9 protein-coding genes are annotated in these 14,494 nt (G+C 63.1%); 5 read left to right on the top strand and 4 right to left on the bottom strand.

Annotated features, from left to right (window positions below):
- Positions 1–514 (top strand): LysM peptidoglycan-binding domain-containing protein (locus tag RA20_RS26180; protein ID WP_039130135.1); only part of this gene is annotated, 514 nt, incomplete at its 5' end.
- 97 nt (positions 515–611) lie between these two features.
- Entirely contained in the window at positions 612–2,441 is a 1,830-nt protein-coding gene (locus RA20_RS14570; RefSeq protein ID WP_039130133.1) for an ABCB family ABC transporter ATP-binding protein/permease, read from the top strand.
- 72 nt (positions 2,442–2,513) lie between these two features.
- Here RA20_RS14570 and RA20_RS14565 read toward each other — a convergent pair whose 3' ends face one another.
- The gene (locus tag RA20_RS14565) at positions 2,514–4,682 is read right to left on the bottom strand and encodes a methyl-accepting chemotaxis protein (protein WP_039130130.1); all 2,169 of its coding nucleotides are present in this window, start codon (positions 4,680–4,682) and stop codon (positions 2,514–2,516) included.
- Between the two features lie 430 nt (positions 4,683–5,112).
- Entirely contained in the window at positions 5,113–6,432 is a 1,320-nt protein-coding gene (locus tag RA20_RS14560; RefSeq protein ID WP_039130127.1) for an AcvB/VirJ family lysyl-phosphatidylglycerol hydrolase, read from the bottom strand.
- 210 nt (positions 6,433–6,642) lie between these two features.
- On the opposite strand from RA20_RS14560, the gene RA20_RS14555 reads away from it, so the two are divergent.
- The gene (locus tag RA20_RS14555; protein ID WP_039130125.1) at positions 6,643–6,969 is read left to right on the top strand and encodes a hypothetical protein; all 327 of its coding nucleotides are present in this window, start codon (positions 6,643–6,645) and stop codon (positions 6,967–6,969) included.
- Between the two features lie 66 nt (positions 6,970–7,035).
- Here the strand turns inward: RA20_RS14555 and RA20_RS14550 are convergent, their stop codons facing one another.
- Positions 7,036–10,863, bottom strand: a complete 3,828-nt coding sequence (locus RA20_RS14550; protein WP_039130122.1) for an efflux RND transporter permease subunit — start codon at positions 10,861–10,863, stop codon at positions 7,036–7,038.
- The gene (locus RA20_RS14545) at positions 10,860–12,101 is read right to left on the bottom strand and encodes an efflux RND transporter periplasmic adaptor subunit (RefSeq protein ID WP_039130120.1); all 1,242 of its coding nucleotides are present in this window, start codon (positions 12,099–12,101) and stop codon (positions 10,860–10,862) included. Before RA20_RS14545 ends, RA20_RS14550 begins: the two co-directional genes overlap by 4 nt.
- A gap of 284 nt (positions 12,102–12,385) precedes the next feature.
- Here RA20_RS14545 and RA20_RS14540 point away from each other — a divergent pair, with 284 nt between their 5' ends.
- A complete protein-coding gene (locus RA20_RS14540) occupies positions 12,386–13,057 on the top strand; it encodes a hypothetical protein (RefSeq protein ID WP_039130518.1) in 672 nt (223 codons plus the stop codon).
- A 69-nt stretch (positions 13,058–13,126) separates the two neighbouring features.
- Positions 13,127–14,449: a PQQ-like beta-propeller repeat protein gene (locus RA20_RS14535; protein WP_039130118.1), complete on the top strand. Its 1,323-nt coding sequence runs from the start codon at positions 13,127–13,129 to the stop codon at positions 14,447–14,449.
- The last annotated feature ends 45 nt before the right edge of the window (positions 14,450–14,494 follow it).

The raw sequence follows: 14,494 nt of genomic DNA, 5'->3' as shown, positions 1-14,494 counted from the left end.
GGTGCAGCCGGCGATTCCCGCCGATCCGGAGCTGAGCGACGAGGTGGCACTGGATTCGATCAGCTATAACGGCACCGGCGGGGTTGAGCTGACAGGCCGGGCGCGGCCGAAGTCGCGGGTGCGTATCTATGTGGACAATGCACCGGTGGCTGAGCTGGAAACCGGTGCCGATGGCCGCTGGAACGGGCAGCTGGAGGGCGTTGAGCCGGGTATCTACACCCTGCGGCTGGATGAAATCGAACTGACCAGCGGTGCAGTGGTAAGCCGCCTGGAAACGCCGTTCAAACGCGAGGCGCCCGAGGCGCTGCCAAAGCCGAACGGGGATGAAACGCCGGATCAGCCGGCGCCGCTGGTACGGGCGGTGACGGTGCAGAAGGGCGACACGCTATGGGCCATCTCGCAAGAGAAATACGGCAGCGGCTTCCTTTATGTGCGGGTGTTTGAGGCCAATCGCGGCGCGATTCGGGACCCGGATCTGATCTATCCGGGACAGGTATTTGCCATCCCTGAATAACGAAACAAAAACGCGCCCTTGCGGCGCGTTTTTTGCGCGCGCCCCTCGCAAATCTGTGATCGGGTGAGTATCTCTGAGGGTCTAGCCAGGAACAGCCATGACCCAGACCGACCAGGCCTCAGCGCCGACGCAAGCAGATATCGCCGAAGAGGAGCGCCGCTCAGGCCTGCGCACTCTGCGGAAAGTAGGGCCTTACTTATGGCCTCAGGACAACCGCGCGGTGAAGATCCGCGTAGTGCTGGCGCTGGCGGTGCTGGTGCTGGCCAAGCTGGTCGCGGTCTATACGCCGATGCTCTACAAGGGGGCGGTCGACAGCCTGGCGAATGAAGGCGTGCCGCCCTTGATGCTGGGCGCGGTCGGGCTGACAGTCGCCTATGGCATGTCGCGGATCCTGACCACCGGTTTCCAGCAGCTGCGGGATGCGGTGTTTGCGCCGGTAGGGCAGCGGGCGCTGCGGCGGCTGGCGCTGGAGACCTTTACCCATATCCACCGGCTGTCGATGCGCTATCACATCACCCGCAAGACCGGCGGCCTGAGCCGGATCATCGAGCGCGGGGTAAAGGGCGTCGACTTCCTGCTGCGCTTCATGCTGTTTTCCATCGGGCCGCTTATCCTGGAACTGACGCTGGTGGCGGTGATCCTGACGGTGCTGTTCGACGCCTGGTACCTGGTGGTGGTGGCGGTGACCATCGGGCTTTATGTCTGGTTCACATTTGCGGTCACCGAATGGCGGGTGAAGCTGCGCCGGGAGATGAATAAGCAGGACACCGACGCCAATCAGAAAGCCATCGACAGCCTGCTGAACTTCGAGACGGTGAAATATTTTGTCGCCGAGGAGCGTGAAGCGGCGCGCTATGACGGGGCCATGCGGGGCTATGCGCAGGCAGCCCTGAAGACTGCCTATTCGCTGGCAGCGCTGAACTTTGGCCAGAGCGTGATCATCACCGCGGGTCTGATCGGGGTGATGGTGATGGCGGCCATCGGTGTTGAAAAGGGCGCGCTGACCGTGGGCGATTTTGTCATGGTCAACGCCTACATGATCCAGATCACCGTGCCGCTGAACTTCCTTGGCACCGTCTACCGCGAGATCCGCCAGAGCCTGGTGGACATGGGTGAAATGTTCGACTTGCTGGAACAGCCCGCCGATGTGAGCGACCGGCCGGGCGCCGGTCCGCTGCAGGTGGACGGCGGGCAGATCACGCTGCAGAACGTGCGCTTTGGCTATGAACCGGAGCGGGAAATCCTTAAAGGGGTTTCGCTGCAGGCAGAGGCCGGGGAGACGGTGGCGATTGTCGGCTCCACCGGCTCGGGCAAATCGACCATCGGACGGCTGCTGTTCCGGTTCTATGACGTGACTGGCGGGTCGTTGAAGATCGACGGCCAGGACGTGCGCGAGGTGACCCAGCACAGCCTGCATCAGGCGATCGGCGTGGTGCCGCAGGACACGGTGCTGTTCAACGACAGCATCCGCTACAACATCGCCTATGGCCGCGACGGCGCCAGCCAGGCAGAGGTTGAGCAGGCCGCGCGGGATGCTCAGATCCATGATTTCATCATGGGCCTGCCGGAGGGCTATGACACCCAGGTCGGCGAGCGCGGGCTGAAGCTGTCGGGCGGAGAGAAACAGCGGGTGGGGATAGCCAGGACATTGCTGAAGAACCCGCCGGTCTTGCTGCTGGACGAGGCGACCTCAGCGCTGGACACCGACACCGAGCAGGAGATCAAAGAGGCGCTGGCGCGGGCCGGGCAGGGGCGCACGGTGATCACCATTGCGCACAGGCTGTCAACCATTGCTGAGGCCGACAGGATCGTGGTGCTGGAGCAGGGCGAGATTGCCGAGACAGGCACCCATGACGAACTGCTGGCCCTTGAGGGGCGCTATGCCCGGCTGTGGCAGCGGCAGCAGGCGGATCGGGACGCGGCCTGACGCGCGGCGGCTACGCGCCAAAAAGGCCGGTCCAGAGACCGGCCTTTTTGATTTCTGGTTGCTGGAACGGGTTTAGAAATCGTCCCATTTTGCATTGGCGGCCTGCGCCGGCATTGGCACTGCGGCATCAAAATCCATGTCATCACCATGGGCGCTGGGGGCGGCAGGCGCTGCGGCCGGAGCTCTGTTGCCGGCAGAAACCGCCACTCCGGCAATATTGAACCGCCCCATCAGATCAGCCAGCTTGCTGGCGTCGGTATGCAGCATGTGGCCTGCCGCGGTGGCTTGCTCTACCATGGCAGCATTCTGCTGGGTCACCTGATCCAGCTGGCTGACCCCGGTGTTGATCTCGCTGAGGCCGGTTGACTGCTCGGCGGCGCCTTCGGCGATGTTGGAGACCAGTTCGGAGATGTTGTTGACGCGGTCAACGATGCTGGTCAGTGCCTCGCCGGTTTCGCCAACCAGATCCACGCCTTGGCTCACTTGCTTGGAGCTGTCGCCAATCAGGGTCTTAATCTCGGTTGCTGCGTCCGCCGACCGCTGTGCCAGCGCCCGCACCTCAGAAGCCACCACGGCAAACCCCTTGCCTGCCTCGCCCGCACGGGCGGCCTCGACACCGGCATTCAGTGCCAGCAGGTTGGTCTGGAAGGCAATGTCGTCAATCACCGAGATGATTTGCGAGATTTTAGCCGAGGATTGTTCAATCTCTGTCATCGCGGCCACAGCCTTGCGCACGATTTTGCCGCTGGATTCAGCTTCCTGACGGGCTTCCTCCATGGTGGTTTCCACATTGCGCGCGCCTTCGGCCGAGGATTTGACCGAGGCGGTAAGCTCCTCCAGAGCCGCTGCGGTTTCTTCCAGCGTTGCAGCCTGGCTTTCAGTCCGGTTCGACAGATCGTCCGAAGCGGTGCTGATTTCCGTGGCGCCATTGTGGATGCTGCCGGTGGCGGAGATCACCTGCTCGATGGTTTCCTTCAGCGTGCTCACGGTGCGATTGAAGCTTTGGCGCAGTTCCTCGTATTCCTCCGGGAAAGCCTCGTCGATGGTGCATTCCAGATCGCGGTTCGACAGGCGGGCGAGGTGGTCGTCCAGTTTGCCGACAACGGCGCCGCGGTCGGCCTTGCGGCTGGCCTCGATATTGGCAAGCGCGTCTTCCGCCTCTGCCAGTGCGGCGCGGGTCTGTTCCATTGCACGGCTGAGTTTGCCGACTTCGGTCTTGGATTCCAGATAGGCCGGTTCAAAGTCGAATTCCTTGCGGGACAGTTTGTCCAGATCCGACTGCAGGGCGCTGAACTGCTTGGTGAAAGCGGTGATCAGGCGCAGGCCGATGACGGCGCTGGTGATCAATGAGACGGAAACCGCGGCCAGGGTAAGGATCAGTGCGTTGCGGGCGTCCTGGGCTTCCTGCTGCGCCATGGTGATCATTGCCGTGGAGACAATTTTGTTCACATCATGCAGCGAGCTGACCCAGCGTGTTGCGCGGTCGAACCAGTCCCGCGACGTGTAGGCAGGAGCCGGGGCGCCGGGGCCGGCCTCAAGCACCTGCTCGCGGATGCCCGGCAAGCCGGTGGGCGCCAGGCCCTGGCGGATTTCCAGACCGGGCAGCATCTGGGTCAGGGCCAGCCCGGCAATGTCAAGAAGCTGCTTTTCGACAGCTCCGGTGCGGGTGTACCACCTGTAGAGTTTCAGGTTGAAGCTGCCGTTGCCGAACCCGCCGGCGCCTGCAGCACGCTGCTGCCCTGCGGCTTCCTTGGCGTAGGCCAGGCTGACAAGGCCGGAGCTAAGCTGCGCGAGATCGGCGTTTTTCTGATGCAGAAGCTGTACACTGACATCTTTCAGGATATTGGCGATGATCTTGGAGTACTGCGCCCCCATCTGGGCCGGCTTGAGTTCCAGAGCGGAGACAGATTGGCGCAGGGCAGTCAGGCTGTTCAAGTGTTTCAGCGTGTCGGCGGCGGAGATTGGCACCATGTTTTTGGCGGCATCTGCCTTGCCCCTTGTGCTGTCCAGATCTGCACCGGCGGATTCACCGCCTGAAGACAGGTAGACAGCTGAGAGGCCGCGCTCGACCTGCAGATAGTGAACAACTTCTAGGAGGGTTATGGATTCCTGGGTCTCAGCCTGGGTAATTTGGGCAGCCTGGTAGCGCCCCCAGTCGTTATAGGCCTTGAACCCGCCAATACCCGCCAGGGCGATGAGAGGGATCGCGATCAGTGCGAGGATTTGCGATCTTAAAGACATTTTGTTTTCCCCAACCGAAAAAGAACACGTGGAGCGGCAAGGGATCCGCCCCTGCTGGTTCCTTTACATGCAAACGATAACATATCGTGAATATTGAAGATGTATGCCGGCCTGGCGGAAGGAACGACTGTGCCGGAAGTGCCTGAATATGCGGCATTTATCGCAGCCGAATGCCGCATATCGCAGGTTTTTTCAGCGGCTGGATCTGCGAAACTGAGGTGCGAAATGGAGGTTCGCATGCGACAATGCATGAAAATCAAAAGGTTATGCACTTTCTCTGTTTTGCCTCAAATGAACCTGCACCGGATCCGCTAAAAGACTAGAATTTTAGTAGTAAATCTGGCGAACGGGCGGGGGCTGAAACCCAAAACCGGCTGCTTCCGATCCCGTGCCTTTCGCAATGCTGCGGCTGAGAAGGGAAGCTAAGCGGTCAGCCATCGTGCCCGGCTACTGCTATGAGCGTCCGCACAATGCGGTCATAATCCTTGCCCAGATGGTGGCCGCCGTCGAACGCCACCCGCTGCATGCCGGGCAGGCGGGCAACGGGGCAGGCGCTGACGGTTTCCTTGCGGCCATAGAGGCACAGCACCCGTTCCGGCGGCAGGCTGCCTGCAAGCGCACCGATGGCAGGTGCAACTTCTACCGAGCCGGTTTGCTGGCCTAGCCAGCCGCCCACCACGATTTCAAATCCGGTATGGGTTTCCGGAGCAATCAAACCGATCCCTGCCAGCCTTGCCCGCACCCCGGCAGGCAGGCTGGCGGCGGCAAACGGCAGGGTGTTTGCACCAAGCGAGAATCCCAGCAGCAGGACCCGGTCGCGCCCAAAGGCATTGCGGAAGTGGGTATCGATGCGAACCAGGTCAGAAGCGATCTGCTCGGGCTGCTTTTCCTGCCACATGTAGCGGAGGCTGGATATGCCGGCCACGGGAATTCCGCGGGCAGCCAGCCGGTCGGCAATCTGTTCGTCGAAATTCGCCCAGCCGCCATCGCCCGAAAGGAAGATGGCATAGGTGCCGGTGTCTGGAGCGCTGCTGTCCTGATGGATGGTGAGCGGCAGCCCGTCGAGGCCGGAGCCTGTGGCTTCGGTCTGAGTGTCAAAGGCGTGATCGGTGCCTGCGAGGCGAAGGTAGCTTTGGTAGAAGGCCCGGCGGGGGCTGGGCTCCGGCAGCACGACAGTTGCCCCGGCCACACCTTTGGCAACCGATGAGCTGTCCGGCTGCACCACGTCAAGCCAGCGCAGCGGGGCTTTGCCCTGCTGCGCTTGGGTCAGCGCCGTGCCATCGCACAACGATTGCGGCGCAGTGAACCCGGCCGTGACCAGCCCCTTGAACCGTTCTGGCGCCGCATCGGCGGCGTGCAGGGCAATGGCGGCGCCTTCAGCAAAGCCGGTCAGCACGGGGGTGCGGGCCAGGGCGCCTTCCTGCTGCTGGATCCGGCGCGCAAGATCCGACAGAAGCGGAGCGGCGGCAGCGCAGTCGCCAGCCTGGGCCAGCAGCTCTGCCCCGTCGACACCGATCACCAGCGTATGCATTTCCGACAGGCGCTGCGCCCGGGCCGCCAATTCCCCGGTCCAGCCGTTGGATCCGGACACGATCAGGGCTGTGGACCGGGCCTCCTGGCCGTTGGGGGCAACAACGGCGGCCGGCCGGATGTGCGGTTCAGGCTGCATGATGATGCGGGTGCCGGCGGACAGCAGCAGCAGGGCAGCCGCCCCCGCAAGCCCCTTCCAAATGAAGTGATCCCTTGCCATACGCAGCTTCCCCGGTTTGTTTGCTTTTCCGCCAGCAGCTAGCAGAGTTTCCCTGCGGAACCGTGAATGCCGGCAATTGCTGGCATTGAAACAGAACCGGGGAAGCGGCCGGGAGGTTTCCCCATTGACCGGTGAAAAACCGAATTTAAAGTGCATCTATTCCGGGACCTTCGGCATGGCGCCGTGCGGCCCGGCTGAAAGGACTATTAGATGAAGAAACTACTGCCCGCCGCTTCCGCTGCAGCTCTGCTGGCTTTCCAGGCGCCTGCTTTTGCCGAAGATCTGGATTTCCTGCTGGTCAACGAAAGCAGCGCCGATCTGGTCGAATTCAACGTATCGCCTGCTTCGTCGGACAGCTGGGAAGAGAACCTGCTGGACGGCGGTTACCTGGCGCCGGGCTATGAGATCGGGGTGCTGATCGCCGACGGGGCGACCACTTGCGTTTACGACATCCGCGGCGGGTTCTCGGACGGGTCCGAGGCCGAGGATTTCGGCCTCGATCTGTGCGAGCTGGGCGAATACACTTTCACCGACTGATTTTGCCAAAGGCCGGTTTTACCCGGCTGCAGCAAAGGAAAAGCCCCGCCTGAGCGGGGCTTTTTGTTATTCTGCGGCGCGCAGGCGGCCTTGGGGGGCAGGCGGTTCAGGCTCGCCTTCCTCTGCCCCGCCTTCAGGTGCGGCAGGCGCCTCGTCCTCAACCCACTGGATTTCGGTCGAAGGCAGTTTGCGGGCCTTCTTGAAAAGACGGCTGTCCTGCGCAATGCGGCTGGAGCGGCCGCGGGTGATCCGTGACAGTGCCCGCCCGAGCGCGCGCATATAGGTGGAGAACCACACCCGCAGTGCCAGCAGCGAAGGTGTCAGCACCAGGGTCAGCACGGTGGCGATGCCAAGGCCGAAGACCACGGCGGTGGCCAGCTGTTTCCACCACAGGGCGGTCGGGCTGTCGATCGAGTAGCCGCCGTTGATGAAGTCCAGGCTGACGCCGAACATCATCGGGGTAAGGCCTGCCATGGTGGTGATGGTGGTCAGCAGCACCGGGCGGATGCGGGCTTCGGCGGTGCGGATGATCGCCTCGATCCGCGGCATCTTTTTGGCGTATTCCTGGTAGGTGTCGATCAGAACAATGTTGTTGTTCACCACGATGCCTGCCAGCGCCACGATGCCCGTGCCGGTCATGATGATCGAGAAGGGCTGGTTCATCACCAGCATGCCGATCAGAACACCGGTGGTGGACAGCACCACCGCCAGCAGCACCAGCACCGAGTTGTAGAAGCTGTTGAACTGGGCCAGCAGGATCACGAACATCAGCGCCAGCGCGCCGGCAAAGGCCTTGGACAGGAAAGCGCCGGATTCAGCCTGCTCCTCCTGATCGCCGGTCCATTCCCAGCTGATGCTGCGCGGCAGCGGGTCGGTCTCCAGCCATTCGGTGATGATGCCGATCCGTTCATTCGGGTTTACCGGAACGATCCGGGCATCTTTTTCCAATGCGGCGAGGACGGCGTCAAAGCTTTCGGCACCGGTCAGCTGAACCAGTTCCAGCGTGCTGCCGTTCGGGGCAGTGAGGGTTTCGCCAGCCGCGGCGCTGCCTTCCGGCAGTTCCTTCAGCAGGGCCAGGCGTGCGGCCTCGCCGGTGTCCGGATCCTGGACTTCGACTTTGCTAAGGCCGGCAGCCACATCCGCCTTCACGTCATAATACCGCTCCTGGCCGATGCGGTTGATCTGGGCCAGCTTCGGCACCGGTTTGCGGGTGATGAAGTTGGAAAGCGGCACCAGCCCGTCGGGCGTGCGGACCTTGAGGCTGTCCAGAGTGGACAGAACCCGGTCGTGCTCGGGCAGGCGGACGCGGATATCGATCTCTTCGTCAGAGCTGTCGACCCGCATGGTGTCCAGCAGGATGCCGCGGGTCACCAGCTGCACCATGGCGCCCACGGTCGCCACATCGGCGCCGTAGCGGCCAGCCTTCTCGACGTCCACGTCGATCTGCCAGTCGATGCCGGGCAGCGGCAGGCTGTCCTCGATCAGGATCAGGCCGGGGGTGCTCTCAAAATGCTCGCGTGCAGCCAGGGTTGCGGAGGTCAGATCCTCCCAGCCATCGCCGCGCAGGCGCAGGTGCACCGGCTTGCCGGTTGCGGGACCCTGCGCCAGAGCGCGGACCTCAACCTCGAATCCGGGCAGCGTGGCCAGATCAGCGCTGAGCTCATCGAGAACGGTATTACCGTCGTATTCCTCGGCAATGATTTCCTTTTCAAAGCCCAGATATTCGGTCATCAGCCCGCCGAACCAGCCGTCCAGCGGTTCGGTTTGGGTGGGGCGGTCCTCCCAGGGGATGATCTCGAACTGGACCTGGCCGATGGTGTCCGGCGGCAGCTGGGCGCCGGAGCTGTCGGTGTTGAGGCCGCCGTCGCCGGCAAAGGAGAAGACATTGATCACCGCGTGGTGCTGCATGATGATGTTTTCGGCGGCGCGGACCATCTCGTCCTTTTCGTGCAGCGAGATGTTGCCGCGGGCGCGGACATAGGCTGAGGCCTGTTCCGGCTCAGAATCCACGAAGAACTCGACCCCGCGGTTGTTCTCTCCATAGGCCGTGAACACGGTAGAGATGGCGATTACAACAGCCACGATGGTGACCACCGGCATGATCGGGTTGCCGGCAATGAACTTGATCACATGGCCGAAGGGCGTGTGGCGGTAGCCGGGGGCGGCCTCTGTCTGTTCGCGCTCGATCTTCACCGCGCTGAGGGTGATGGAGGCGGCAAAGGCCGACAGGGTAAAGAACAGCCCGCCGAACAGCACGCCGCCCAGGCCTGCGCCGGAACTCAGCAGGTAGGCCGGGTTCAGCATTTGCATGGCACCCGCGAACATGCCCCACATGGCCACAGGGACCAGGAGCGCGCGCAGCCACCAGGGCGCGACCATGCGCAGGGCACGGGAGGCGCCCTCGAAGGTGCGGCTGATGCGGCCGGTAACGCCGCCCATGACGGGCAGGTAGATCAGCGCCACCACCAGTGAGGCGGACAGAACGAAGATCATGGTGACCGGCAGCATGCCCATGAACTCGCCCGGGACACCGGGCCAGAACAGCAGCGGCAGGAAGGCGCAAAGCGTGGTGGCGGTGGAAGACACCACCGGCCAGAACATCCGCTGGGCCGCCTCGACATAGGCGTGCATCGGGCCTGAGCCTTCCTTGATGCGCTTGTCGGCGTATTCCACGATCACGATGGCGCCGTCGACCAGCATGCCGACGGCGAGGATCAGGCCGAACATCACCATGTTGGAAATGGTGACACCCATCAGAGCCAGGAATGCGAAGCACAGCAGGAAGGAGGTGGGGATCGCAAAGCCCACCAGCAGGGCAGCGCGGCTGCCAAGCGCGGAGAGCACGACGATCATCACCAGTGCCACTGCGGTCAGAACCGAGCCCTCAAGCTGGCTCACCATCGAGCCGACAACGCGGCTTTGGTCGTTGGAGGTGCCGACCTCAACCGCGGCCTGAAGTTCCGGCGGCCATTTGGCCTTGGACGTCTGGATTGTCTCTTTCACCAGGTTGACGGTGTCGATCAGGTTGTAGCCCTTGCGCTTCACCACCTGCAGCGCCACCGTGTCCTCGCCGTTGAAGCGGGCCGTGCCTTCGCGGTCTTCAAAGGTGAAGTTGATCTGCGCGAGTTCGCCAAGGGTGACTACGCGGTCTCCGTTGGTTTTGACCGGCAGCTGGTAGATGTCCTGCACGTCGTCGAAGGAAGAGGGGATCTTGACCGAAAAGGCGCCTTGGCTCGATTCAACTTCACCCGCTGCGATCAGCTGGTTGTTGTTCTGCACAACATTGATCAGCTCCAGTGCGGTGACGTTGTAGGCCTCCAGCCGCAGCGGGTCGATCAGCACCTCGACCATTTCGTCCCGGTTGCCGGCGATCCCGGCCTCCAGCACCGCATCCAGCGCCTCAAGGTCGTCCTGCAAGTCCTTGGCGATACGGGCCATCGTGCGTTCTGGCACGGCACCGGTCAGGTTCACGATGACGATCGGGAATTCCGAGAAATTGATCTCGGTGATCGAGTATTTCTCGGCGCCATCCGGAAACTCGGCTTCGGCCTTGTCCATGGCGTCGCGCACGTCGGCCATGATCGCGGTCTTGTCCCAGCCGAATTCGAACTCCAGTGCCACCCCGGCATAGCCCTCGGCGGCGGTGGAGGTCATCTTGTCGAGCCCGTCGAGATCGGCAAGCTCGGTCTCCATCACCTTGACCATCAGCGACTCGGAGTCTTCAGCCGAGATGCCCGGGAAGGGGACCGAGATAAACAGGGCCGGAATTTCAATGTCGGGCTCACCCTCTTTGGGCAGCATGGAATAGGCAAACCCGCCGACCAGCAGCGAGATTGCAATAAAGGCTAGGACCATCCGGGCACGGCCGGCGGCCCAGTCAACGATGCCAATCACTGTACAGCCTCCCGGTAGGTGGCCGCCACAGCGACGCCCTCGGTGACAAAATCCTGACCGACGACGATCACATCGGCAGTTTCGGGCAGGCCGCCCAGCCAGACGCCGTCGGCCTCATCCCGAAGGAGCTGCACAGCGTAGAATTCAACGGTGCTGTCGGTGCCGACAACACGAACACCCAGCTGGCCTTCGTTGTTCAGCGTCAGCGCCGATTGCGGCACCTTGTGCGCTAGCCGGCCGGCCGAAGAGATCGCGATGTCAGCGGTCTGGCCGTCGCGGATGCTGAGATCCGGGTTCGGGACAGTGATTTCCACCTCAAAGGTGCGGGTGTTGGGGTCCGCGGAGCGGCTGAGGAAGGTTACCTTGCCCTGGACCCGCTGGCCGGTTGCCAGTTCGGCGCCTGCGTCAGCGCCCAGCGTCACCTTGTTCACCTCTGCCTCGGGCACAAAGCCAACCAGTTTAATGGTATCAAGCTGGATCACGGTGCCGCAAAGGCTGCCGGGCTGCAGCAGGCTGCCCAGTTCGGCAGTGTCGCTTTCCAGGAGGCCGTCAAACGGAGCGCTGATGGTCAGCCGGTCGATTTCCTTTTGAGCGCTGGCAACGGCGGCTGCAGCGGCTTCAATGCCGGCCCGGCTGGTTTCCAGACCGCTCTGAGCAGTGGCGATGCCTGCTACCGCGGAACGTTCCGCCGCCTCAGCCGAAGCCAGGCGGGTTTCAGAGGCATAGCCTCCTTCGGACAGTTTGGAGGCGGCTGTCAGGTTTATCTTGGCTTCTTTCAGGCGGGCATGGGCTTCTTCGAGGCGGGCTTCCGATTCTGGAATGCGGGCCCGTGCTTCGCTGAGGCGGGCCTGGGCTTCCAGCAGCATGGCGGGCCGGGTGCCCGGATCCAGCTGGCACAGCAGATCGCCGGCCTTGACCTGTGCGCCCTTGCGCAATGGGTCGGAGATCACGGTGGAAGTGGTTTCGGCCCGCACTTCCACCTGGCGGATCGCCTGTGTCTGGCCGCGCAGGATCACCGCGCTGCCGATGGTGCGTGCCTTGCTGTGCAGCGCAACCACGCCAACACGGTTGTCCTCGGCCTGGGCAAGTTCTTGCGAGCCGGCAGGTTCGGGGCTGGCGTCAGCCGCCGCAGCGGCATCTTCCCCCCGGGCAAAGGCCATCAGATCGTCGCGCTCAATCACCACCAGATAGAGGGCGGTTATCACCGCTGCGGCGGTCAGTACCGGTACGATACGCATAGTCGGGCCTTTCCTGTTTCCTGTCTGATCCCCTGAACGGCTGCCGTGGCCGCAGGCCCGGGCGTATCACGAGGGGACTCGCGCGTATGTGATAGACTTCATATAGGCGATGTCCATTCTAAACTAAGTGGTTCAGTTCACATTTCTTGCTTTTCTGGCCCTGCGGCAGGTGTTTCCGGTGCAAACGGGCCACTTGGCTTGGCCTCAGAGGCGCGGTAAGAGGGGCGCGACGTATTCAAAACGGCATGGGCGCAGACCCGGGCCGCGCATATCAGGGGCTTTTCATGAGCGATACCGACAGCTTTATCGATGAGGTGACCGAAGAGGTCCGCCGTGACCGGTTCTACCTGATGCTGAAGCGCTATGGCTGGATTGGCGGTGTTGCCGTGGCGCTGATCGTCGGCGGCGCTGCACTCCGCGAGTACAACAAGGCGAAGGATCAGGCCGCGGCCGAGGCCTTGGGCGATGCGATCACGGCGGCGCTTGAAGTCGACGGAAGCCAAAGCCAGGCCGACGCACTGGCCGCAGTGCCGGCGGACAGCACCGGGGGCGCGGCCATTCTGAACATGCTTGAGGCGGCTGCCTTGGCCGATGCGGGCAAAACTGCCGAAGCCGTTGCTCAATTGGAAGCGGTGGCCGTCAATGGAGAACTGCCGCTGATCTACCGGCATATTGCCAGCTTCAAGGCGCTGGCACTTCAATCTGAAACTCTGAGCGTTGCGGACCGCCGCCTGCAGTATGAAGCGCTGGCCCAGCCGGGATCGCCTCTGGCGCTCCTGGCGTCCGAGCAGCTGGCGCTGCTGGATGTCGAGGAAGGCAACAATGAGGCCGCAATTTCCCGTCTGCAGGAGATCGCTGCAGACGCCGCGGTCAGCACAGACTTGAAAGAGCGCGCAACTCAGGTGATTGTGGCGCTTGGCGGCACCGTCGGGGATGCTGCTGCGCCAGAGGGGTAACCTCAAGGGAAAAGGCATTCCGCGGATGGGACGTTGCGGAACACGAACGGCAGAAGACAGGGCAGGGCAATGACAACAACAAAGACTTTCTCCCGGGCACGGGCGCTTTTGTGCGGAACCGCAGCGGCTGCTGTTCTGGCGGCATGCGCGGAGGAGGAGATCATTCTGCGCGGCGAGCGCGAGGACATCCGCCCGGAAGCCGCGGTTGGGGTAGTCAACCAGGCGCGCGCTATTTCGCTGCCCAAACAGGTTGCCAATGCCGACTGGGCCCAGGGCCATGGCGCCGAGGCCGGCCGCACCGCGCATCCGGCGCTTTCTGCCGCGCCGCAGCAGATTTGGTCGGCGTCAATCGGCGAGGGCGACGGGCGCCGCCGCCGGATCACCGCAACTCCTGTGGTTGGCGGCGGACGCATTTACACACTGGATAGCGACGCCCAGGTCTCGGCGGTTTCCCCGCAGGGCCAGGTGCTGTGGCAGAGCGAGCTGATTCCGGCCGTGGATGATGAAGGCCAGGCCACAGGCGGCGGTTTGGCTTACGACGATGGTGTCGTCTATATTTCTTCAGGTTTCGGAGTGCTGACCGCATTGGATGCGTCGGACGGCAGCCTGATCTGGCGCCAGGAGCTGGAAGCCACCGGCTCCGGCCAGCCGCGCGTCAGCGGCGGCTTGGTCTATCTGGTTGCCGGCGATGAGACCGGCTGGGCGGTGAATGCCAAGGACGGACGTATCGCCTGGCAAATCGAAGGCTCGCCTTCAGCGTCGAATATCCTGGGGGCACCGGCACCGGTTGTGACACGGGATCTGGCGATTTTTGCCTTTGGCTCCGGCGATCTGATTGCCACCTTCCGCCGTGGCGGGCTGCGGCGGTGGAGCGCGTCTGTCTCCGGCCAGCGCACCGGCCAGACCCTGTCGCGGATCAGCGATGTGACCGGCGCGCCGGTGGTTTCGGGCAAGCGTCTTTACGCGGGCAACAACTCGGGCCGCACAGTGGCAATTGATCTGGACACCGGCGACCGGCTGTGGACGGCGCGCGAAGGCGCGGCCGGCACCGCCTGGCCTGCAGGCGGCAGCCTGTTCCAGGTGAGCGACCAGAATAAGCTGCTGCGCCTTGATGCCGATAGCGGCGAGGTGGTCTGGGCGGTAGAACTTCCTGGGTTCCTGAAAGACAAGCCGGGCAAACGCGGCGAAGTCTATGTGCACTACGGTCCGGTGCTGGCGGGCGGGCAGATTATTATCGCCTCCAACGACGGGCTGCTTCGGTTCTTCAATCCCGAGGACGGCAGCCTGGCCCGCACGGTCGAGGTGCCGGGCGGTGCGACCACCGCGCCGGTGGTTGCGGGCCGCACGCTTTACGTGGTTTCTTCCAAGGGTGATTTGCTGGCATACCGCTGAGCTCTGGCGGTTGCCGCTGAGATGCGCTATGGGGCGCGTCTGAAT

This window comes from Leisingera sp. ANG-Vp (assembly GCF_000813725.1).
GTDB lineage: Bacteria > Pseudomonadota > Alphaproteobacteria > Rhodobacterales > Rhodobacteraceae > Leisingera.
The sequence above is the reverse complement of the archived record's forward strand: the minus strand, read 5'-3'. Positions and strand labels throughout refer to the sequence as shown.